Here is a 22534-nt window from a genome sequence, read left to right on the forward strand (position 1 = left end):
TTCCTCATTTTCATTGTTACCAGGCTCTTCCTGGTAACGCAGATCCAGAGGCTGTGCCTCGCCGACTATAATTCGCATTGTATATACCATTTAAGGAGAGGATATCATGACTAAACATCAAAAATCAAGTATTAACAATTCAACTTATCAAGGTTGCGGCTGCTTATTGCTTTTAATGGGCATTGGAGTAATTGGCGCGATCGCTCTGCCAACATTTCTTGCTAGCAGGAATAAGATTAGGACATTGGAAGTAACACATTATGTTCGCTCAATGAACCGCGCACAGACAAGCCTATTTATAGAAAAAAGTGCTTTTGCTACTTCTGTTGATGCTTTAGGACTTGGCATTAAAACAGAGACAATAAGTTTCAAATATTCAATTCGTGTCAGTAAAAAAGCAGCATTTAATTATGCATTAGCAAAGCAAAACGACTTAAAAAGTTATGTCGGTGGTGTTTTTCTAGTTCCTGCTAAAAAATTTAATCCAAATGCTGCTAAAGAGGAAAGAACTACAACGTCCATATTGTGCGAAGCTGATTCTCCCGGTACAATTAAACCAGCGGAACCCACCTATGAAAATGGTAAACTTGCTTGTAGCACAGGCACAACACAAATGACCAGATAATCTAACTAGAGGCTAGATCATGACAGTCGATTACCAATATCAAATCGGTGGCAGTCTCCCGCAAAATGCACCTACTTATGTAGTGCGACAAGCTGACTCAGAACTTTATCAAGCCCTCAAAGCCGGAGAGTTTTGTTACGTGCTCAATTCCCGACAAATGGGCAAATCTAGTTTGCTAGTGCGAACTGTACAAAAACTCTCGGCTGATGGCATTGCTTGTGCTACGATCGACCTTTCGGACATTGGCAACCAGCAAGTCTCTCTAGATAAGTGGTACGGCGGCGTCGCTTACAAACTCTTGTGCAGCTTCAACCTGTTTAACCCAGTCGAGTTTATGGCTTGGTGGCGGGAGAGAGAGTTGATGTCGCCGGTGCAGCGCTTAGGAGAGTTAATTGAAGAATTGCTGCTGGTCAAAATTTCTCAAAACCTGGTCATTTTTATTGATGAAATTGATAGCGTTCTGAGTTTCCAAGAACCGCTAGACGATTTTTTTGCATTAATTAGATGTTGCTACAATAAACGCGCTCACAATTCAGAATACCAGCGCATTACATTTGCTTTGCTGGGAGTAGCTACCCCATCGGATTTAATTAGCGATGCAACTCGCACGCCCTTCAATATCGGTTTACCTATTGAATTGCACGGTTTTAACTTACAAGAAGCTCTGCCTTTAGCAAAGGGATTTGAGGGAAAAGTAGAGAATCCTCAAGAGGTTTTAAAAGAGATTTTGGACTGGACTGGAGGGCAGCCATTTCTGACTCAAAAGCTTTGCAAGCTGATTCTACACCATTTAAAAAAATTAGCGTCTGCTTCTATTATATCAGATTCCACGGATGAAAGCAAAACTAAAAATATTACTATAAATCAATTATTAATTAGCGAGATAGTGCAATCTCATATTATTGATAATTGGGAATCGTCCGATGAACCAGTACACATCAAAACAATTCGCGATCGCCTTCTCAGAAGTCCGCACCGCGCCAGTAGGTTATTAGGACTATATCAAAAAATATTGCCACCCTGCGATCCCCCCCAACCCCCCTTAATAAGGGGGGAGAAAATGCCAGAATTACCCTTGTTAAGGGGGGCAGGGGGGATCTGCGCCGATGATACTCCCGAACAAACCGAACAGCAACTGAGTGGAAATCAGCAACCTTCAGAACCCCCCTTATTAAGGGGGGCAGGGGGGATCTGCGCCGATGATACTCCCGAACAAACAGAATTGCGGCTGAGCGGATTAGTAGTAAAACGAGCCGGAAAATTAACCGTATCCAACCGCATTTACGCAGCTATATTCAGCCATGACTGGGTAGAAAAAGCGCTCGGCGACTTGCGCCCCTATGCTGAATCCCTAACAGCATGGATAGCTACCAATTGTCAAGACGAATCTCGCTTGTTGCGCGGTCAAGCACTGGAAGATGCCCGACAGTGGGCGGCAAATAAAAGCTTGAATACCCAAGATTATCAATTTTTAGGTGCAAGTCAAGAAGCGGAGTTTGCCAAATTGCGCGATCGCGAAAAACAAACTCAAGCTGAAATGGAACAACTGCGCCGCGAAAAAAAGTTACTAGAGGAACTAAGCGAAGCACAAAAGCAGAAAAAAGTGATTGCAGCTAAACTTTGGCGCGAGCAACAACTGAGAGTGCAAACAGTTACCGGCTCCGCAGTCATATTAATATCAATCCTGATAGTAACTTTTTGGGTAAAACCGTCAATCGAAGAAAGAAACAACAAAATTCTCACTCTCAGTTTGCTATCAGAAACGCTATTTGCTGCGGATAAAAAAGAAGAAGCTTTGCTAGAAAGCATCAGAGCTGTTACAGAAATGAAACGATCGCTCGGAGTGAGTTCAGATATTCAGATGCGAGTGGCGATCGCCCTAGAACAGGCAGTTTACAACTTTCGGGAACGCCGCCGCTTGCAGAGTCAAGCCAGTACCCTTGCTTTCGCGAGTTTCAGTCCCGACAGTCAAACAATTGTGACTGCTACCGATGATAATTATATCAAGCTTTGGCAAACTAATGGAACTTTGCAAGCAACATTGACAGGGCATACTGATAAAATTATCAGGGCAGTTTTCAATGCTAGCGGTCAGATAATTGTCTCTGCAAGCGACGACCAAACTCTCAAAATTTGGCAAAAAGATGGCAAGTTAATTCATGATATAAAAGCACACAGCGGTCAAATAACAAGCGTCTGTTTGAGTCCAGATGGTAAAATTATTGCTTCAGCAAGTGCCGATGGAACAGTTAAGCTATGGAAAATCAACGGTGAAGAATTGTCAAGTTTAAAAGTCGAGCGAGGTTGGATAACCAGCGCGAGTTTTAGCCCCGACGGTCAGATAATTGCTGCGGCTGGCACTGATGGCACTGTTAAACTTTGGAGTTTGAGAAAGATTGTGGAAAAGTTGCAAAAACAGCAGTCAATTGAAGCAAGCTCCGATATCAAATTGCTCCGAACTTTACAGATTGAAAGTGATAAAATAATGAGTGTAGCTTTCAGTCCAGATGGAGCAATGCTGGCGACTGCAAGTGCTGGGGGAACTGCGAGAATTTGGAGCAAAGACGGCACACCGCTAAGTATTTTAAAGCATACAAGTGGAGTGACTAATATCAGCTTTAGTCCCGACAGTCAAATGTTGCTATCTGCAAGCACAGACAAAATGGTGAGGCTGTGGAACATTGACGGTACATTGCTCAAAACTTTAAAAGGTAACAAGGATGCTGTTTGGAGTGCGAGTTTTAGTCCAGACGGCAAAGCGATCGCTACTGCTAGCGCTGACGGTACGGTGATGCTGTGGAATTTTAATCTTGACGATTTGTTGCAGCAGGGTTGCGATGGAGCCCGCAATTATTTTCAGACAAATCCGATCGCCTATCCCAGCAATCGCCACCTCTGCGACGGGATTGGAACTCAGTCGGAACTCACGCAAAAAAAACCGGGTTAATCGATTTTAGATTTTAGATTTTAGATTTTAGATTAAAGAATTGAAGCATTGACTTGCGCGAGATAAATTCGGTGGCTTGTATCCTGGATGCTTTCGGTCAAAATGTTGAGTTTGGCAGCAAAGTATCTAGGCAGAAACTGGCTTTTTGACCAAGATTTTCAAAGGTGGTACCCGCCACGTGATTTATCTCGCGCAAGTCAATCCCAAATCGAAAATCCTCAACCCCCCGCATTTATCCGTGGGGTCGCCTCTAAAATCTAAAATCTAAAATCTAAAATCTAAAATCGATTGACCGCCCCTGCGTCTAGGGCTGATATCGTTAAAATTAGTAGCAGCTAATAGGTAATAGGTAAGCCCGATCGGTGTATTCAACTCTAGAACAAAAGTACCAGCGCCTGCAAAAAGACTTAACGGGCGGAGTCATCGCCCTGGGCGGCATTTTCTGCACAGGTACTCTCTGGTATTGGCAGGTGGAAAAATGGTCTTTGCTCGATGCCGCTTACATGACAGTATTTACCCTAGCCACTGTCGGCTACGGTGAACTTCAGCCCCTCGGTCAACGCGGGCGAATGTTTACCATATGCCTGATTTTGATGGGCGTGATTGTGATTGGTTTCATCGTCAACCGCTTTACAGAAGCACTGATTGAAGGATATTTTCAAGAAGGAGCAAGAATTAGGCAGCAGCGACGATTGGTAGATTCTTTGATCGGGCATTACATTCTCTGCGGTTTTGGGCGCACTGGCCGCCAGATTGGCTTGGAATTTCAGGCCGAAAATATTCCTTTTGTGGTCATAGATTCGGCGGTACAGTCGGTTGAGGCAGCCTTGGCACTGGGGTACACGGCTGTCCAAGGAGACGCGACTCTGGACGAAATTTTGCTGAGTGTGGGGATCGATCGCGCAATTTGCATAGTAGCAGCTTTGCCTTCGGATGCCGAGAATTTATACACTGTCATGTCAGCGAAAACTCTGAATCCGAAAGTACGGGCGATCGCCCGCGCCACCACAGAAGAAGCCGTAAAGAAGTTGCAGCGGGGCGGCGCCGATGCCGTCGTATCCCCCTACATTACCGGGGGAAAACGCATGGCGGCGGCGGCTTTGCGGCCTCAAGTTATGGATTTTTTAGACGGTGTTTTGACCGGCACCGAGAGTTCTTTTTACATGGAGGAATTTTTGGTCGATCCCAATAGTTGTGTCTACGTTGGGGAAACTTTGAGAAATGCCAAGTTGCGATCGCAATCGGGGGCCTTGGTTTTAGCAGTGCGGCGCGCTGACGGGACTTTGATTGTCGGGCCTACCGGAGAAACTGCGATCGAAGGAGGAGATATGCTGATTTGTTTGGGCACCGCCGAACAACTGCGAACTCTCAATCAAATCCTCAGTCCCCTGAGTTTTCGCCTCCCCCGGCCCCCAAAGTAATACGATGTCAGGTTTGTACTGTTGGCTGTTGACTGTTGACTGTTGACTGTTGACTGTTGACTGTTGACTCTGGGTCGAAAAACTCAATGGTTGAGTGTTAAATGTTGACTCAATTTTATTATTCAAATGCAACCGGAAACGATATGATATCAAATCCGTTGGCATCGTCCTGTATTCATCTCTCTCTTCCCTTTCTCTGTATCCTCTGTGTCCTCTGCGGTTTCATCATTCCGATAAAACCGGAATTGATATGACAACTCACTGTTTGGACATTTGAACAATACCGATGCAACCGGAAACGATATGATTAAAAAAATTCATAATCTCCACCACACAAGGATTTAGGGAAAATAAAAATGCTCTCGGCGCCGAGAGCATTTTTGAGCAGTTAAACTGCGTTTTGATCACAGTTTGAGCTCAGTCATAGACTAAAGACAGACAAAAATCGCTGAAACCCAAAGCCGATGGTGGGATTTGAACCCACGACCGTTCGATTACGAATCGAATACTCTACCCCTGAGCTACATCGGCACAGACAATTTTGGATTATAGCACAACCTCAGCGAAAAAAGCAACGAGTTGTAGAATTTAATTCAAAATTCTACAACTCACCAACAGTTAAACGGTCACTTCAGTGTCAGTTGAACCGCCTCTGGCCCCGGAATAAACCAAACCCCGCTGCATATCCAGCGTCAGCATAGTTCCGTCCCGAATTACCCGCGTGGCATTCTTCACGCCCACCATCACCGGCACGCCCAACCGCAAACCGATAATCGCGGCGTGAGAAGTCAAACTGTCCTCCTCCGTCACCACACCTGCGGCTTTCCGAATCATCTCCACAAAAGCGACGCTGGTGTGTTCCACTACCAAAATTTCTCCAGCGTGGAAATTGCCTACATCCGCAGCAGTGCGAGCAACCCTGGCCATCCCACTCACCGATCCCAAACCGACACCGGTGCCTTTGCCTAAAACTGCTGTCACTACTTCAACTTTGATCAAATCCGTCGATCCGGCAACCCCTTGCAGAGTACCGGCGGTCATTACCACTAAATCTCCGTCGGAGACTAACTCTTTTTCCTGGGCGACTGTCATGGCAGAGTGAAATGTCTGGCCGGTGGAGGGCAAATCCAGCACCAGCAAGGGTTTTACTCCCCATACTAATTGCAGTTGTCGGGCTACGTCTACGTGAGGAGTAACTGCCAAAATCGGAGTTTTGGGTCGGAATTTCGAGACATTTCGGGCTGTGGCGCCGGTTTTGGTCAGCGTCATGATGGCCGCGGCGTTCAATTGTTCGGAGATTTGGCTGACTGCTTGGCTGATGCCGTTGGGGATCGATCGACCAATATCTTCTACATTCCTAATATTCCGCTTAATTCCTTCCCTCTCCATCCGCACCGCAATTCTCGCCATCGTCGCCACCGCTTCGACGGGGAACTTGCCGACAGCAGTTTCATTGGACAGCATCACTGCATCAGTTCCGTCAAGAATCGCGTTGGCCACGTCGGAAATCTCGGCGCGGGTGGGACGGGGATTGTTGACCATGCTGTCGAGCATCTGGGTAGCGGTAATTACCGGAATGCCCAGGCGGTTGGAGGTAGCAATCAGGCGCTTTTGCAAAATCGGCACGTCTTCGGCGGGTAGTTCCACTCCCAAATCGCCGCGGGCGACCATCACGCCGTTGCAAAGGGTGAGAATTTCCTCCATTTGTTCGATCGCCTCGTGCTTTTCGATCTTAGCAATCACCGGTACTTGCTTGCCCGCACTGGCAATCAGCTCTTTAATTTCGAGCACATCTTGGGGATTCCGCACAAAGCTCAGCGCCACCCAATCGACACCTTGGTCGAGGCCGAACATTAAATCTTTGCGGTCTTTATCAGTCAGCGCTTTAATTGACAGGTAAACTCCGGGAAAATTCACCCCTTTGTTGTTGGAAAGTGGCCCGCCGACGACGACGCGGCAGTACAATTCCCGCGCCGCACGGTCTACTTTTTCGACCAGCATTTCCACTTTCCCGTCGTCAAGCAGAATCACTGATCCCTCTGGAACTTCGTCTGCTAGGGGGTCGTAGGTGACGGAAGAAATGAGTTCGGTGCCTGGAACTTGGCGACTGGTGAGAATGAAAGGATCGCCGTTTTTGACAACTATAGAGCCTGTCTCAAAGCGCCCTAAACGAATTTTCGGGCCTTGGAGGTCTTGGAGGATGGCAACCGGCTGGTTGAGTTCAAAGGATGTTTGCCGGATTAAGCGAATGCTGCGCTGGTGGTCTTCTTCTGTTCCGTGGGAAAAGTTGAGTCGCAAAGTTGTGGCACCTGCTTCTATGAGCTGGCGCAGCACTTGTGGGTCCGAAGTTGCTGGGCCAATGGTGGCGACGATTTTAGTCCGGCGTAGGGCTTTTGGCAATTGCATCAGCGGTGTTCTGGGGAGGCAGGTGGATTTCTTGTTTAAATTTCGGCTAACGTTTCATCTTTGCACTACAAGCAATGATGCTAGTCTCAAGTCTTAAAAATTTTGATAGTCGTCAAAAAAGTAGGTATTGAACAATATATAGAATATCTGACTTTTTACCGATCGGTAATCTTTTCTTGGGGAGCGCTCTTTTTTGCAAATTTTTCCGCTCTCAGGCTTGACATAAATACAGACATACCCATTGATTTTAATTGGTCTGCTGAGCTCTTTTGGCTAATCTAGGACTGGTATCCTTGTACAACAGCAATACTTTCCTGTTTGTGCAGAGGCTAGTTTTTGGCGATCGAACTCTGTTCTTTCATGCCTTGAGGCTGAGGTTCCTGACAAAACTTTACTATTGTCTGGCTTGTATCTTATACTACGCAAGTGTGAAATATTAAGGAGTCTTAACAAAGATGTCGGAGGCAGGACGGCCGCTGACAGTGCCGAAAGAGTTTCTGAGTCCTCCCGGTGACTTGAATCCGACACTGCTGCTGTTTTTGAGTGCAGTAGTGATTATCGTGATTTCTAACTTGGGTTTCTGGTGTTGGGGATGGCCGCAGTGGTGCTGTTTTACGCTGAACGTGTTGGCGTTGCACATGGCTGGAACTGTGATTCACGATGCGTCTCACAATGCGGCCCATCGCGATCGCACAGTTAATGCTATTTTGGGACACGGTAGCGCGCTGATGTTGGGTTTTGCTTTCCCGGTGTTTACGCGGGTACATATGCAGCATCACGCCCACGTTAATGACCCAGATAACGATCCAGACCATTATGTTTCTACGGGCGGGCCTTTGTGGTTGATTGCTGCGAGGTTTTTTTACCACGAGATTTTCTTTTTTAAGCGCAAACTGTGGCGGAAATACGAACTCTTGGAATGGTTTCTCAGCCGTTTGTTTGTCGTAGCGGTGGTGTATATTGCCATTCAGTACGACCATTTAGGTTACGTGCTGAATTTTTGGTTTTCTCCGGCTTTGGTGGTGGGGTTGGCCTTGGGGTTGTTTTTTGATTATTTGCCGCACCGTCCGTTTCACGAGCGCGATCGCTGGAAAAATGCCAGAGTATATCCTAGTCCTATTCTAAATATCTTGATTTTGGGGCAGAATTATCATCTGATTCATCACTTGTGGCCTTCCATTCCTTGGTACAATTACAAGCCTGCTTATGAGGCTGTCAAGCCGCTGTTGGATGAGAAAGGTTCTCCTCAAACTTTGGGAATATTGGAAGGGAAAAAGGACTTTTGGAGTTTTATATATGACATTTTTTTAGGGATTAGGCTGCATCACAAGAAAGCGTCTGATTGACAAAAAACCCGGCTTCTCAAAGAAACCGGGTTTTTTTTATAATAAAAGCTTTTAAGCATACAGCGGATTCCAGGTTTATAAAGTACACCCCAGAAACCGGGTTTCTTCTGGATTTCTCGCCAGAAACCGGTTTTATTCAAGAAACCCGGTTTCTCTGTACTTCACTTACCTGGAAAGTGCTGTATATCCCCAAGGCAGGTTTTGTACTGTATCAAATCCCGTAAAAAATAAACCCACCTGTAATGGTGAGTTAACTTTTAAATCAAGCCCAAAGTGAATCTATTATTTTTCCCCAGCCACCGCCACCGCTAAATTCCTATCGGGGCGCAAATTTTGAGCTCCCCGCAAATAAGGATGATAAATTTCAGTATTTGCCGGCCAATTGACGTGAATTAAAAACCGAATGCAGCGTTCCAAAGCACCTTCAACGTGCATTTGCTGCACGTCCAACAAAGGAACATTACACCAGTGAGGACGTTCGCGGGCGATCGCAGCCGGAAACACAGCATCTAAATCGCGAGTAGCAGAAAACGTAGCACTAATAATTAAATCTGGATTTATATCATTTTTTGCTTCTAATTCATCTAATAATTCTCTCACCGCTTCTCGAATTGCTGCCACCGAATTCTCGCTAGCTGTTGTTGCCCCACGAATCCCCCGCACTTGCCACTCCACGCAAATTTCCTCCATATTAGTCAGTTGCCAGTTGTCAGTTGTTAGTTGTCAGTTGCTAGTTGTCAGTTGCTAGTTGCAATTACCCATTACTAATTACTAATTACCACTGCCAACTGCCAACTGACTATTTAATCACGGGCGATACATCCACAGCGGCAAACCGCTAGTAGAAAGATCGAATTCCAGCAAATTCTTGTAAGCCGAAAGCCCGGATATATCCAGACTACTCCCCAAGACGCGATTTAGGAAAGGTTTTTGTTTTTCTAGCGTGCAAGACTCGGTTTTTTCCGGGTCGAGGCCTGCGAGTTCGGCGGCAAGGCGGCGAGCGTCCTCTTCTGTTCCCAGTCGATCGACCAAACCCAATTCTAAGGCTTGCTGGCCGGTAAAAACCCGACCGTCGGCAAAACTTTTCACTTTCTCAACAGGCAATTTCCGGGCTTCAGCAACGGTTTCCACGAATTGCTGGTAGCTGGTGTCGATCAAGTCTTGCAGAATTTGCTGTTCAGGATCTGTCAATTCGCGATCGAATGCCAAGATATCTTTATACGGCCCCGATTTAATCACCTGAAAAGAAACGCCTACTTTTTCTAACAGCCGTTCTAAATTGTTACCCCGGATAATCACGCCAATGCTGCCAGTAATTGTACCGGGATTAGCAACGATATGTTCGGCTCCCATGCCGATGTAAACTCCGCCAGAAGCTGAAATATTGCCAAAACTGGCAACAATTTTGACTTTTTCGCGCAAACGCTTGAGTGCGCTGTAAATTTCCTGGGAATCGCCGACAGTGCCGCCGGGGCTGTCTATCCGCAGCAGCAAGGCGGGAAATTTGCGTTCTTCAACGGTTTTGAGAGCTTCTAGGACTCGTTTACGGGTTTCTCCGGCAATGGCTCCGGTGATTTCGATACGGGCGATTTGTTTGCGGTAGCGGGGCTTGAATGGCCAAATCATGGGCAGTTTCGGGCAATGTTACTTTTTGTATCTCACTTCTAGTGTGCCTTATCTCAAGGAAGAAGGAAGAGAGAAGAAGGAAGAAGGAAGAGGGAAGAAGGCCACTCGATGAGACTGAAGAAACCGGGTTTTTTGCAGAGATTCAGGGTTTGAGGCAAATATGTGGGTGAAAAAACCCGGTTTCTGGCCACCCGTGCGTCCAGGACTACACCAATATATAATTGTAAAAATTGCTTAACAAAACTACATCATCCCCACCAGAATCAATCTCATCAATTATTTGGAGTCTCCGCCATGCAGCTAAAACTTACCGATTCAAAACTACCTTTTGCCCCGCTGTTGCTAATTGCGCCGTTTTTCCTGTGGGGAACCGCGATGGTAGCGATGAAGGGGGTGATGCCGCATACAACGCCACTGTTTGTGGCATTCGTGCGTCTAGTACCTGCGGGTGTGTTGGTGCTGCTGGCGGCGGCGCTGATGGGAAAACCACAGCCCCAGGGTTGGAAAGCTTGGCTGTGGATTTCGCTGTTTGCTTTGGTTGACGCTACTTTGTTTCAAGGCTTTTTAGCCGAAGGTTTGGCGAGAACCGGTGCGGGTTTGGGTTCGGTGATGATTGATTCTCAGCCGCTAGCAGTGGCGATTTTGTGTTTGTGGCTGTTTCAAGAAAAAATTGGTTTTTGGGGCTGGTTGGGATTAGTTATTGGCGTTGCGGGCATCAGTTTGATCGGGTTGCCCGATGGCTGGATTTTGGGGCTTTTTCATCCTGAAAACAGGGAGGTTTCTGCGGGTATCGAACAGTTGTTTCAGGGTGGAGAATGGTTGATGCTGTTGGCTGCTTTGTCGATGGCTGTGGGTACGGTTTTGGTGCGCTGGGTTTGCCGTTATGTTGACCCGGTGGTGGCGACTGGTTGGCACATGATTTTGGGCGGTTTGCCGCTGTTGGCAATTTCGGCTGCAACTGAGTCTGAACAGTTTGTGAATATCGATTTTTCGGGCTGGATGGCGTTAGGTTATTCTACTGTGTTCGGAAGTGCGATCGCCTACGGTTTATTCTTTTATTTTGCTTCGAGTGGCAGTCTAACCAGTTTAAGTTCTCTTACCTTTCTTACGCCTGTATTTGCTTTGCTGTTCGGCAATTTGTTCTTGGGCGAAGTGCTCAATCCGCTGCAATCGATGGGAGTTGGGCTGACTTTGGTTAGTATTTATTTGATTAACCAGCGGGATACTTTGGCCCAGAAGTTGCGAAAAGTGCGGCACGGTGAAGCGAGTGCAGAAGTTGAAGCTACAGGATTGTTAGAGTCGTCTGAGTTGAATTCTGTAGAATTACCCGTGCAGTTGCGGGTTAGCGAACTGGAATCAGAAGTTTAGCGCTTTGAGAAATTTAGGGAGAATCAGTTAATTCAAGAATTAACTGATTTGGAGTTAAAATCCTAGGAGTAGTAACCGGAAAATCTCGCGGGTTGCGGGTGACAATGGCATCAATTCGATTGATGACAGCAGTGCTGTACTGAATCGCATCTTCAAAATCCTTGAAGTTGCAAGTTAATGCCATTGAAATAACAGAGTTATCTACTGTTGCGACTTGACAAAATGTGGCTAGCTGCCTCAAAAAATCCAGCGTCCAATCGCGGCCTCTGTCTCTGCGGATAATATAGTAAAGGTCGCTAAAAGTTGAGGCTGAAATATAGCCTTGAATTTGTGCTTCTTCAACAAAAGTTAAAATGCGATCGCTCTCAGAAAAGAAAGGTTCTCGATCGAGCGCAACATCTACTATTATATTGGTGTCTATCAGGATTTTCACAAGTTATGTTTCTCTTTTAAATATTCCCATTTTGCTTGTTTGTCTGGATCGTCAAAATCCAGCGTTTCCGGTACAGCATCTCGATCGAATAAACCTTGAAATGCCTTCACATTAGTTTTAAACTTTTTTTGAGGTGCTTCAGGTGCGATCGCATTTTCTGACGCGCTGGCTTGTTTAACCGTATCAGGTAGCTGCAAGACGATGATTTCTACATCTCCCGGCGGCATATTCACGGGTTCCACAACTACCAAGTTGCCAGTTGCATCGATTTTACCTCTAAGTTTGTATGCTTGCATGGTAATCTCCGATAACTATGTTTCTATTATAGGACATAATAACTTGCTTCATTACCAATCCTCTTCACCACCAATCTTAATGTCTCTGCTTTGAATCTGTTCTATAAAAGTTTTTAAACTGGGATTATCTGCGTAATGCTTCATCAAAACTTTATGCTTGCGATATGGTTTTGAAATTATTCGATAATATTCAGGATTTTTAGCCTTAGCGTCGATCGTAAAATTGTGTTTTTTCGCCAGTTCCCGATTTAACGTGTCGAGGCAGTTTGTAATTTTAGCTTTTCTACTGTCGGTATAATACAGTGGGAGGAACCAACACTCAATAGAGTCAACAGAAATTGCAAACACGATCCGCTGTTGATGTTTATCATAAAAATCCTCACCAATCGTATCTCTGAATTTTTCAATAACTTTTTCGATCGACTGCTGAGGAGTAAATTCATTACCATTTTCATCTCGCTTGGGAATATTATAATTAGAATTTTGGTAATCCAGCAAAACATCTGTATCTATTTGGATAATGATATAGTCATTATATTGAAATGATTCTCGAAAAATGTTTGACTTGCAATAATCAAAAACTAGAGTCCAACCGCCATAGTTTTTGTCTTTGTCTATTTCTGGTTGCAGCGATCTGATAACTAGATCGGATCTGTTGAAATATCCAGCTAAAATACTCTTAATAACAATCTGGTCAGTAAGTCCCTCTGTAATCAATCCAAACTTAATCATATTAAAAATTTTCAGGAAGTCCGCCGATATAGCCTCTCAAAAAAGCCTCTGATAATTTTACAGGTTCTTGTCCCTCCAGAGGTTTGGGTTTGAGAATACGTATAGCCTTAGTATGACCTAGTTGGCTGCGGTAGATCACAAACAGCCGCTGTTCCTCATCACCTAAATCCAAACCGTCCAAAACTGCCGGGTTGTGGGTTGTGAATATAACTTGTTTGTCGTGTTTTTTTGCTAATTCGACTAATTCTTGCATTAATCGGCGGCATAATCTGGGGTTGAGAGAAGCGTCAATGTTATCTATTGCAAAAAATTTAGGCGTGATATCGCTAATAAATAAAGCGAAGTAAAAAAGCAAGAATAAAAAGCCTTCATTAGAACTTCTTTGATCGAAGTAAGCTAAATCTGGATCTAAGTATCTATCTTTAATTTGGAGAGAGTTTTGAATACTTGATAAATTGGGAGGAGCTTCAAAATCTTGAAACCAATCTATTAATTGCAGTTTTTTATTGATTTCATTAAGCTGCTCCTGGTTATCTGAATTCAAAACTTTTAATAGTTTAAACAAGCCTTCTCCATTAATCCCTAATGGTTGAATTTGCCCTTCTTTTTCAAAAGTACGTAAGGCGATATTTTCAGGAGAGTAAATGATAAATTCCTGTATTTTAAGTGTTTTGATATTTGTTTTGCGGATAAATTGATATTGTCGATCTCGGCTGTCTAAAAAACTATTATATTCCCAAGCAGCAAGCGGCCTATAGGCTCTTTCTAAATTCCGTTCTTCTTCTGAAATCCCATAGTAAAAATGATTTCTCCATCGAGCATAGGGTGTATTATCGTTATTTAAAATAAACCTTATTTTTATTGTGTCATTATTTCCTCTAATTTCAATGCTGATATCTTTATCTAAATTTTCCTTTTCAAAAGCCGATCGCATCAATTGAGGTTCTGTAACTCTGATGCCCCTAGATGCTAAGAACTCGTTATCCAGCTTGTCATCAGCCGCCGCAGAAGCAAGGGCGATCGCCTCTAGGATATTGCTCTTTCCGCAGCCATTTTCACCGATCAATACAGTTAGTCGTCCTAATTCTAGCTTCAGCTTTTGAATGGACTTATAATTTTCGATCCTGACTTCTCCAATCATAATTCAATCCCATATAATCTTAGTGTACTCATTGTATCTCCGATCGCATGAATCTCAAAGAACGCTTGCACAGCCATCTGATTCAAATTGTACGCGATCGCAATCCATACCTCGCATCCCAAGGGCATTTTTATGCTCAGCAATACATCCGGGAACAGTTGGGACAGTGGGGAACTGTAGAAATTGACGATTTTTCCGTGCGCGGCCGAATTCATCACAATTTGATTTTGGATTTACCCCCCCTCAGTCCCCCCCTTGCTAAGGGGGGGAAGCAAGAAGAATCACCCCTTGCTAAAGGGGGGAAGCAAGAAAAGAAGCAAGAAAAGCCGATCGTAATTGGTGCTCATTACGATACTGTACCCGGATCGCCTGGGGCCGATGATAATGCTACTGGTGTTGCTGTTTTGCTGGAACTCGCAAGGGATATCGCATCTGGGCCGCTCAAATATCCAGTGCAATTAGTCGCCTTTGATATGGAAGAATACGGTTATTTGGGAAGCAGTCATCATGCAGCTAAATACAAGCAACAGCAAAAGTCAATCCGGTTAATGATTTCTTTGGAAATGTTGGGTTATTGCAACCATAATCCTAATTCTCAAAGCTATCCCGCTGGCTTGAAATATTTTTATCCCAATAGTGGCAATTTTATTGCTTTAATTGGCACTTTGCGGACGGTTCCCGATTTGATTAATTTGAGTGGCAAAATTCGCCAATCTGGTCAGCCCTGCGAGTGGCTGCCGGTGCCGAATCGAGGTTTAATTGTGCCGGATACTCGCCGCAGCGATCATGTTCCTTTTTGGGATAATGGTTATCCCGCTATCATGGTGACTGATACTGCTAATATGCGAAATCCGCATTATCATCGAGAAAGCGATAGGATTGAGACTTTGGATTTAGATTTTCTGGCTGGTGTTTGTCAGGGGTTAGTCAAGGGCATTCGACATCTATAAATTAACACGATCGAGCGCGTGCTAGTTGGATTGACCAGAAATTATGACTTTTATGACCCGAAGTTATGAATTTTATGAATTGACTTGAACAGAAGTTTGTTGAATACTTGTAAATTAATCAAGCAAAAATTTCAAAAAAAAGAGATATGAATCCTACTTTTCCCGATCGCACTCGCTGGCAATTTTGGATCGATCGCGGTGGCACTTTTACCGATATTGTCGCCAACAGCCCCGACGGTAAATTAGTCATTCACAAGCTGCTGTCGGAAAACCCGGAACGCTACACCGACGCCGCAGTTCAAGGAATTCGCGAGATTTTGAGAATTCCCGCCGGCGCAGCTATACCCGCCGCCGAAATTGAAGCGATTAAAATGGGGACGACGGTAGCGACAAATGCTTTGCTGGAACGAAAGGGCGATCGCACAATTCTGTTAATTACTAAAGGTTTCGGCGATGCGCTGAGAATTGGCTATCAAAACCGCCCGAATATTTTCGCGCGCCACATTGTTTTGCCCCAGATGCTGTACGATCGAGTTATTGAAGTTGCAGAACGCTACAGTGCTCAAGGTGAGGAGTTAACTGCTGTCAATCCCGAATTTATCCCGTCTTTGCAGCAAGCATACGATGAGGGAATTCGCAGTTGTGCGATCGTATTCATGCACGGCTACCGCTACTCGGAACACGAAAAACAAGTTGCTAAAATAGCGAAAGAAATTGGCTTTACTCAAATTTCAGTATCTCACGAAGTCAGCCCGCTGATGAAATTAGTTTCGCGGGGAGATACTGCGGTTGTCGATGCTTATTTATCTCCGATTTTACGGCGTTATGTCGAACAAGTAACCAGTCAATTAATAGAGGCAGATTCCGGGTACGAGGGATTATTAATGCCCAATTCCCAATGCCCCAAATTAATGTTTATGCAATCGAATGGCGGCTTAGTGGAGGCGGCACAATTTCAAGGAAAAAACAGTATTTTATCTGGGCCTGCTGGGGGAATTGTCGGTGCAGTTCAAACGAGCAAAAAGGCAGGTTTTGATAAAATTATTACCTTTGATATGGGCGGAACTTCGACAGATGTTGCCCATTTTAACGGCGAATACGAACGCGAATTTGAGACGGAAATTGCTGGGGTGAGATTGCGATCGCCCGTGATGGCAATTCACACTGTAGCAGCCGGCGGCGGTTCAATTGTCTTTTTTGACGGGGCTCGCTACCGCGTCGGGCCGGAGTCTGCAGGGGCCAATCCTGGGCCTGCTTGCTATCGCAAAGGCGGCCCGTTGACGGTGACTGATTGCAATGTGATGTTGGGGAAAATTCAACCGGATTTTTTCCCGAAAGTGTTTGGATTGAATGGAGATTTGCCGATCGCCCCTGACGTAGTTAAGCAAAAATTCGTGCAGTTAGCGGGGGAAATTGGGGGCGAGAGGACGGCGGAACAGGTGGCGGAGGGTTTTTTGGCGATCGCTGTGGAAAAGATGGCAAATGCTGTCAAAAAAATCTCGCTTCAGCGCGGTTACGATGTTTCGGAGTATACTTTGTGCTGTTTCGGCGGTGCGGGCGGCCAACACGCTTGTGCGATCGCCGATGCTTTGGGGATGAAACGGGTATTTATTCACCCTTATGCGGGTGTGTTGTCGGCTTACGGTATGGGTTTGGCTGATGTGCGGGCTATTCGCGAAAGGGCGATCGAGCAACAATTAAATACAGAATTATTATCTGATTTGCATTATATTTTAAGCGAATTGGAGGCTGAGGGAAAGAGGGAATTGAACCGCAGAGGCGCAGAGAACACAGAGAATGAGTCTGAGGTTTTAGTTGTTAGCAAGTTGCGCTTAAAATATCAGGGGAGTGACTCGGTTTTGGCGGTCAATTTTGCTGACAATATTGAAGCGATGCAGGCTGAATTTGAAGCAGCCCACCGACAGCGTTACAGTTTTATTATGCCAGAAAAACCGCTGATTGTGGAAGCGGTTTCGGTGGAAGTTGTAGAAACAATGGATGTGCCAGAAGCATCCACAATTTCCCTCTCTTGTGGCACAGGCATCTTGCCTGTGCAACCAATTTCAACCGTGCAAACCTATGTTGCTGGCGGGTGGCGGGAAACGCCTGTTTATCAGAGAGACGATTTGCGATCGCACGACTGCATTAGCGGCCCTGCTATGATTGTTGAAGCTACGGGAACTAATGTTATTGAACCGGGCTGGGAAGCGGTATTAACAGAAAGAAACGATCTAATTTTGAACCGCAGATGGACGCAGATGGACGCAGATAATATCCGCATTCATTCGCGTTTATCTGCGGCTAAATCCGATCCGGTTTTGCTGGAAATTTTTAATAATTTGTTTCGGGCGATCGCGGAACAAATGGGCGTCACATTGCAAAACACAAGTTCCTCAGTCAACATCAAAGAACGTCTCGACTTTTCCTGTGCAATTTTCGACAAAAACGGGCAATTAGTTGCCAACGCGCCGCACATTCCCGTACATCTAGGCTCGATGAGCGAAAGCGTTGAAGCTTTAATTTTAGCACAAGGCAATGCGATTCAACCGGGCGATGTTTATGTTTCTAACAACCCCTACAACGGCGGCACACACTTGCCAGATATCACCGTTATTACTCCAGTATTTAATTATGATTCCTCCCTTCCTTTGTTTTATGTTGCCTCGCGGGGACACCACGCGGACATCGGCGGCATTACTCCCGGTTCCATGCCTCCTAACAGTACAACAGTAACTGAAGAAGGTGTATTGCTTGACAATTTCCTGTTAGTAAGCGAGGGCAATTTTCGAGAAAAAGAATTACTAGAACTTTTGACAGCGGGTAATTTTTCTGTTCGCAATTCCGCTCAAAATATAGCCGATTTGCAAGCACAAATTGCTGCTAACAAGCGCGGCGTAGAAGAGCTGCTCAAGATGGTAGAACATTATGGATTAGAGACTGTGCAAGCTTATATGGGCTTCGTACAAGACAATGCGGAAGAGTCGGTGCGGCGGGTAATTGAGGTTTTGAGTGATGGCGAATTTACTTATCAGATGGATAGCGGCGGACAAATTAAGGTAGCGATTACAATTGACAAATCTGCGCGCAGTGCAAAAATAGATTTTACTGGCACTTCTGCTCAACAAGCCAACAATTTTAATGCTCCCGCTGCGGTGTGCAAAGCCGCTGTTTTGTATGTTTTCCGCACGTTGGTAGATGACGACATTCCTCTAAATGCGGGCTGTTTGAAACCTCTCGAAATCATCAATCCCGAAGGCTGTATGCTGAATCCTCGCTATCCAGCGGCGGTAGTTGCCGGAAATGTAGAAACATCGCAAAATATTACCGATGCTTTGTATTGTGCGTTGGGAGTGATGGCGGCTTCTCAGGGAACTATGAATAATTTTACCTTTGGAAATCAGCGCTATCAATATTATGAAACTATTTGCGGCGGTTCGGGTGCTGGTGTAGATTTTGACGGTACGGATGCGGTTCAAACTCACATGACTAATTCGCGTTTAACTGATCCCGAAGTATTAGAATGGCGCTTCCCGGTGTTGTTAGAAAGTTTTGCAATTCGGGCTAATAGCGGGGGAAATGGATATCATCGCGGCGGTAATGGAGTTGTGCGGCGAGTGCGGTTTCGGGAGGCAATGACGGCGGGAATTTTATCGGGGCGGCGGGTGATTTCTCCTTGCGGTTTGAATGGGGGCGAAGCGGGGAAAGTTGGGCGGAATTATGTTGAAACGGTGGAGGGAAAAGTTGAAGATTTGGGAAGTACGGCGACTGTGGAAATGCAGCCGGGGGATGTGTTTGTGATTGAGACTCCTGGGGGTGGAGGTTATGGTACAATTATGTAGCCGCAGTAAAATTAACTAAATTGTAGAGGTGACTGTGATGCCTGACAGTTCTTTCTTTGATGAGTCCAGAGATAATTCTTTAGTAAAATCAGAAATAGTTGCTAAATACTTTTGGGCCTGGGCAAAAGTAATTATAAAAACAGCCAAGAAAGGGAGTAATAAAATTGCCTATATTGATTTGTTCTCTGGGCCTGGTCGCTATCAAGACGGTTCTAAATCTACTCCACTACTTATCTTGGAACGTGCTATTGCCGATCCCGATATGTCACAAATGCTAGTAACACTGTTTAATGATAAAGACTCAAATAATACTCACTCTCTCCAACAGGCTATAGCAGCCATCCCCGACATAGGTAGATTAAGACATGAACCAATAGTTTTAAATGAGGAGGTGGGAGAAGAAATTTTCCAAGCTATTCAACAAATTAATAATAATGTTCCCACACTTTTTTTTATTGACCCTTGGGGTTACAAGGGCTTGTCGCTAAAACTCATTCGCTCCCTCATTAAAGGTTGGGGTTGTGATTGTATATTTTTCTTTAATTATAACAGAATTAATCCGGGGTTAAACAACCCAAAGGTAAAGGAGCACATGAACTCTCTCTTTGGTCAAGAGCGAGTTCATCTCCTTCAGACAGAATTGAAACCAATGTCACCTGAACAAAGAGAGTTAACGATTGTTAATGCTATTTGCACAGCTTTAAAAGAAGTAGGAGGCTCCCACGTTCAAGATTTTTGCTTTAAAAATGCTACAGGTAATCGTACTAGCCATTATCTGATATTTGTGTCGAAAAGTTCGAGAGGTCATTCGATTATTAAAGATATTATGGGCCGAAAGAGCTCTATTTTTGACCAAGGTGTACCGTCTTTTGAATACAATCCTGCGCCTGCAATACAGCTTTCACTATTTGATATTAAACCGCCTGACGAACTTGAGAATATGCTACTTGATGAATTTGCGGGAAAAACTCTGACGATGCTAGAAGTTTACAACCAACACCACGTTGGCAAACGTTACATTAAGAAAAATTACAAACAAGCTCTTTTGAAACTAGAGGCTGAAGGTAAAATCATAACAAATCCATCTAAGCGAACAGAAAACACATTCGGAGACAGCGTAGAAATCACATTTTTACCAAAGTAGTAGTAGCTTTTTTCATTGAAGTGCGACTTATTTTTAAACTGTAGTTATTGAATTGCCTTTGGTGTTTCTCCCATGCTTCGGGCATCTCATCCCAAATTTTCTCATCCAACATTCTCCCACCAGCTTTAGGTGTTCTACCTCCCCATTGCTTGAAGAAAAACGCTACTTCAGCCTCCTCACACTGCTGTTGAATACTCTCAACCCATTCTGCTTGCATGGGACGGTTTTTTTGTCCAGATTCTCCCCCAACTATTACCCAATGGATGCCTTTTAAATCAATATCCAAAGCACCTAAAAGCGGTTCGCACGAGAGAAATCTGACCTTGGCAGGTACTTTTCGCAAACAATCAATCCTGTCAACGTACTTTTGATTTTCAACAGAAACTCCCATCCAAATGTTTTCATGCCAGTCTAATTTATCTGCTAGTTCGCGAAGGCGTTCGTGTCTTTTGGTCAGAATTTGATATACGTGCCAAGGAGTTTCTCGAATCACTTCAAAAACTTCTTGAAGGAATGAAAAAGGAACTTCTTCGTGAAATAAATCGCTCATCGAATTCACGAAAATGCGGCTCGGTTTTCGCCAGCGTTTGGGTTCTTGCAGCCGCTCGCGATGCAGTGTTAAATCAAAACCGTTAGGAAAATTAGTGTGAAACCTTTTTGTTAATGCTTCGGCATAACAATGCGTGCAGCCCGGACTGACTTTATCGCAGCCCGTCGTTGGATTCCACGTTCTGTCAGTCCATTCGATACCAGTATTAATGCTAGACATACAAAGAATTTACCATTTAAACAACCTTTGTAGGTGACGGTGAACAAATAAAATTCGATCTACTAATTGAGGTTTATTCACCGTCACCTACAACTTAATTATATAATTAATTTGACTTTATTATCAACATATTTTTTAAGCACTTGCATCAAATGTATATCGTGTTGTAGAATCGGGCTGCACCAGCATTTATTCCCAAAACCGTTACAGAACAATTGTGCAAACACCTAATTTTTCAGAATTCAACCATCCTGTGGTCAAATCCCTGTTTCACCACAGCGATCAGGAATTATTGACCCTGTTTCAAAACCATCCCGATCAAGGTAGGTTCTTCACGGCGATTTTTTGCCGCTACGCTCAAATTGTACACTCCCTGATTCGCCATTCCGTGCGATCGCCCGTACAAGGCGATTACCTGTTTGCCCACACTTGGCTGCACATCTATCACGAACTCCGAGGCCTGGATTTGCGTCGCGAAATCCAAGAGTCTGATGGCGAAAATCTCAGTCTCCAAAACTGGCTGATTAATGTCACCGCAGTCTGCATCAATCAAGCTGAATTGCCCCCTGTTGAGTCGATTCACTACTCTTTGCAATCGGCTCCGCCTCCCCTCTGGTGTTACGTCAAACAAGCCTTAGAATTGTTAGCGCCGCTGCCGCGTTTAGTGGTGTTGATGGCTCAGACTTTCCGCTGGAGCGAAACTCGAATTGCAGCTTATTTGCAAGCAGAAGGCGAAGCTATTTCGCCCGCTCAGGTAAAGGCTTTGCTGCAAAAAGGATATCAAACTTTAGAATCAAATTTGCCCGAGGATATTCGGGCTATTTATCTAGAGGAAAATCTCGATTATCAAGAAGCACTTGTCTAGATATACACGATATAAATCCGCCCTTTCTAGTTGTATGGGCGGGTTTTACCCGAAATATTTGCTAGGACTAACAGCATCGTAAACCCGCCTTTTCGCGAGGAATAAGAAAAAAATGGCAGTTTATCAAGTTCGGTTGGTGAATGAGGCGATCGCGCTCGATCGCACGATCTCCGTACCAGACGACCAGTATATCTTAGATATGGCAGAAGATGCCGGTATCCGCTTGCCGAATGGATGCAAGCAAGGAGAGTGTTCTGCTTGCGTTGTCAAACTGCTGAGTGGTGAAATCGACCAAAGCGAACAAAAGTTTTTGAAGCCGTCAGAATTGCAAGCTGGCTATGCTGTTACTTGTGTGGCTTACCCGCTTTCTGACTGCACTTTGTTAACCCATCAAGAACAAGTTTTATATCAAGCCGCCCTTTACTTTAAGTAATAGAAAATCAGTTTTTTACCATCTTTTATTCTAGCCTCGCTGGGCGCGGAATTTCTTTGTAGAAGAGCGAATTATATTCGCCATTCATATTATGTCCGGTCGATTACCCATAAGGCTCGCGAATTAAATAACTTACAATTTTAATTGTTATTGTGGGATGGGCGTCCCGCCCGTCCTTTTTGGACGGGCGGGA

The 22534-nt window shown here is 44.7% G+C and carries 18 protein-coding genes and 1 tRNA gene; 10 read left to right on the top strand and 9 right to left on the bottom strand.

What is annotated here, in order from left to right:
- Positions 1-106 precede the first annotated feature (106 nt).
- The 3 genes from QT973_RS22080 (at position 107) to QT973_RS22090 (ending at position 4993) form a co-directional block, all read left to right on the top strand.
- A complete protein-coding gene (locus QT973_RS22080) occupies positions 107-625 on the top strand; it encodes a type IV pilin-like G/H family protein (protein WP_333052844.1) in 519 nt (172 codons plus the stop codon).
- A gap of 19 nt (positions 626-644) precedes the next feature.
- Positions 645-3572: an AAA-like domain-containing protein gene (locus QT973_RS22085; protein ID WP_333392174.1), complete on the top strand. Its 2928-nt coding sequence runs from the start codon at positions 645-647 to the stop codon at positions 3570-3572.
- A 362-nt stretch (positions 3573-3934) separates the two neighbouring features.
- On the top strand, positions 3935-4993 hold the full coding sequence (locus tag QT973_RS22090) for a potassium channel protein (RefSeq protein WP_333052846.1): 1059 nt from the start codon (positions 3935-3937) through the stop codon (positions 4991-4993).
- A gap of 459 nt (positions 4994-5452) precedes the next feature.
- On the opposite strand, the gene QT973_RS22095 is transcribed toward QT973_RS22090, so the two are convergent.
- A tRNA-Thr gene (locus QT973_RS22095) sits at positions 5453-5524 on the bottom strand.
- An 87-nt stretch (positions 5525-5611) separates the two neighbouring features.
- Positions 5612-7399 (bottom strand): pyruvate kinase, encoded by a 1788-nt coding sequence (pyk, locus tag QT973_RS22100; RefSeq protein ID WP_333052847.1) that lies wholly within the window; start codon positions 7397-7399, stop codon positions 5612-5614.
- Positions 7400-7854: 455 nt separating this feature from the next.
- Between pyk and crtR the strand changes: the two genes are divergently transcribed.
- Positions 7855-8745, top strand: a complete 891-nt coding sequence (gene crtR, locus QT973_RS22105; protein WP_333052848.1) for a beta-carotene hydroxylase — start codon at positions 7855-7857, stop codon at positions 8743-8745.
- Positions 8746-9027: 282 nt separating this feature from the next.
- Here crtR and aroH read toward each other — a convergent pair whose 3' ends face one another.
- Positions 9028-9435, bottom strand: coding sequence for a chorismate mutase (gene aroH, locus QT973_RS22110; protein WP_333052850.1), 408 nt, complete (start codon positions 9433-9435; stop codon positions 9028-9030).
- A 117-nt stretch (positions 9436-9552) separates the two neighbouring features.
- Complete coding sequence (gene sppA / locus QT973_RS22115) at positions 9553-10371, bottom strand: signal peptide peptidase SppA (protein WP_333052852.1); 819 nt, start codon at positions 10369-10371, stop codon at positions 9553-9555.
- Between the two features lie 294 nt (positions 10372-10665).
- Here sppA and QT973_RS22120 point away from each other — a divergent pair, with 294 nt between their 5' ends.
- Complete coding sequence (locus QT973_RS22120; RefSeq protein ID WP_333211925.1) at positions 10666-11739, top strand: DMT family transporter; 1074 nt, start codon at positions 10666-10668, stop codon at positions 11737-11739.
- Positions 11740-11752: 13 nt separating this feature from the next.
- On the opposite strand, the gene QT973_RS22125 is transcribed toward QT973_RS22120, so the two are convergent.
- From QT973_RS22125 to QT973_RS22140, 4 genes are read right to left on the bottom strand one after another with little or no spacing between them, the layout of a single operon-like run.
- Positions 11753-12172, bottom strand: a complete 420-nt coding sequence (locus tag QT973_RS22125) for a PIN domain-containing protein (protein WP_333211923.1) — start codon at positions 12170-12172, stop codon at positions 11753-11755.
- Complete coding sequence (locus QT973_RS22130) at positions 12169-12468, bottom strand: hypothetical protein (protein ID WP_333052856.1); 300 nt, start codon at positions 12466-12468, stop codon at positions 12169-12171. Before QT973_RS22130 ends, QT973_RS22125 begins: the two co-directional genes overlap by 4 nt.
- Before the next feature lie 51 nt (positions 12469-12519).
- A complete protein-coding gene (locus QT973_RS22135) occupies positions 12520-13200 on the bottom strand; it encodes a phage tail protein (RefSeq protein ID WP_333211921.1) in 681 nt (226 codons plus the stop codon).
- Position 13201: 1 nt separating this feature from the next.
- Positions 13202-14341 carry an AAA family ATPase gene (locus QT973_RS22140; protein ID WP_333211919.1) on the bottom strand — a complete coding sequence of 380 codons (1140 nt, stop codon included), beginning with the start codon at positions 14339-14341 and terminating at the stop codon, positions 13202-13204.
- A 47-nt stretch (positions 14342-14388) separates the two neighbouring features.
- Between QT973_RS22140 and QT973_RS22145 the strand changes: the two genes are divergently transcribed.
- The 3 genes from QT973_RS22145 (at position 14389) to QT973_RS22155 (ending at position 20274) form a co-directional block, all read left to right on the top strand.
- Complete coding sequence (locus tag QT973_RS22145) at positions 14389-15291, top strand: M28 family peptidase (protein ID WP_333052860.1); 903 nt, start codon at positions 14389-14391, stop codon at positions 15289-15291.
- A 146-nt stretch (positions 15292-15437) separates the two neighbouring features.
- Positions 15438-19130 carry a hydantoinase B/oxoprolinase family protein gene (locus QT973_RS22150; protein WP_333392176.1) on the top strand — a complete coding sequence of 1231 codons (3693 nt, stop codon included), beginning with the start codon at positions 15438-15440 and terminating at the stop codon, positions 19128-19130.
- 37 nt (positions 19131-19167) lie between these two features.
- Complete coding sequence (locus QT973_RS22155) at positions 19168-20274, top strand: three-Cys-motif partner protein TcmP (protein ID WP_333211914.1); 1107 nt, start codon at positions 19168-19170, stop codon at positions 20272-20274.
- On the opposite strand, the gene QT973_RS22160 is transcribed toward QT973_RS22155, so the two are convergent.
- On the bottom strand, positions 20255-21043 hold the full coding sequence (locus tag QT973_RS22160; RefSeq protein WP_333211912.1) for a phage Gp37/Gp68 family protein: 789 nt from the start codon (positions 21041-21043) through the stop codon (positions 20255-20257). The two genes, QT973_RS22155 and QT973_RS22160, sit on opposite strands and share 20 nt — an antisense overlap.
- Positions 21044-21260: 217 nt before the next feature.
- Between QT973_RS22160 and QT973_RS22165 the strand changes: the two genes are divergently transcribed.
- A complete protein-coding gene (locus QT973_RS22165) occupies positions 21261-21908 on the top strand; it encodes a sigma-70 family RNA polymerase sigma factor (RefSeq protein ID WP_333052863.1) in 648 nt (215 codons plus the stop codon).
- 112 nt (positions 21909-22020) lie between these two features.
- A complete protein-coding gene (locus QT973_RS22170; RefSeq protein ID WP_333052864.1) occupies positions 22021-22341 on the top strand; it encodes a 2Fe-2S iron-sulfur cluster-binding protein in 321 nt (106 codons plus the stop codon).
- Positions 22342-22534 lie beyond the last annotated feature (193 nt).

The sequence above is a fragment of the Microcoleus sp. Z1_A1 genome, from assembly GCF_036700305.1.
GTDB lineage: Bacteria > Cyanobacteriota > Cyanobacteriia > Cyanobacteriales > Microcoleaceae > Microcoleus.

Coding starts and splice junctions, on each gene's coding strand:
- QT973_RS22080 (WP_333052844.1), top strand. CDS start 107: ATGACTAAACATCAAAAATCAAGTATTAACAATTCAACTTATCAAGGT.
- QT973_RS22085 (WP_333392174.1), top strand. CDS start 645: ATGACAGTCGATTACCAATATCAAATCGGTGGCAGTCTCCCGCAAAAT.
- pyk (WP_333052847.1), bottom strand. CDS start 7,399: ATGCAATTGCCAAAAGCCCTACGCCGGACTAAAATCGTCGCCACCATT.
- crtR (WP_333052848.1), top strand. CDS start 7,855: ATGTCGGAGGCAGGACGGCCGCTGACAGTGCCGAAAGAGTTTCTGAGT.
- aroH (WP_333052850.1), bottom strand. CDS start 9,435: ATGGAGGAAATTTGCGTGGAGTGGCAAGTGCGGGGGATTCGTGGGGCA.
- sppA (WP_333052852.1), bottom strand. CDS start 10,371: ATGATTTGGCCATTCAAGCCCCGCTACCGCAAACAAATCGCCCGTATC.
- QT973_RS22120 (WP_333211925.1), top strand. CDS start 10,666: ATGCAGCTAAAACTTACCGATTCAAAACTACCTTTTGCCCCGCTGTTG.
- QT973_RS22130 (WP_333052856.1), bottom strand. CDS start 12,468: ATGCAAGCATACAAACTTAGAGGTAAAATCGATGCAACTGGCAACTTG.
- QT973_RS22135 (WP_333211921.1), bottom strand. CDS start 13,200: ATGATTAAGTTTGGATTGATTACAGAGGGACTTACTGACCAGATTGTT.
- QT973_RS22140 (WP_333211919.1), bottom strand. CDS start 14,341: ATGATTGGAGAAGTCAGGATCGAAAATTATAAGTCCATTCAAAAGCTG.
- QT973_RS22145 (WP_333052860.1), top strand. CDS start 14,389: ATGAATCTCAAAGAACGCTTGCACAGCCATCTGATTCAAATTGTACGC.
- QT973_RS22150 (WP_333392176.1), top strand. CDS start 15,438: ATGAATCCTACTTTTCCCGATCGCACTCGCTGGCAATTTTGGATCGAT.
- QT973_RS22155 (WP_333211914.1), top strand. CDS start 19,168: ATGCCTGACAGTTCTTTCTTTGATGAGTCCAGAGATAATTCTTTAGTA.
- QT973_RS22160 (WP_333211912.1), bottom strand. CDS start 21,043: ATGTCTAGCATTAATACTGGTATCGAATGGACTGACAGAACGTGGAAT.
- QT973_RS22170 (WP_333052864.1), top strand. CDS start 22,021: ATGGCAGTTTATCAAGTTCGGTTGGTGAATGAGGCGATCGCGCTCGAT.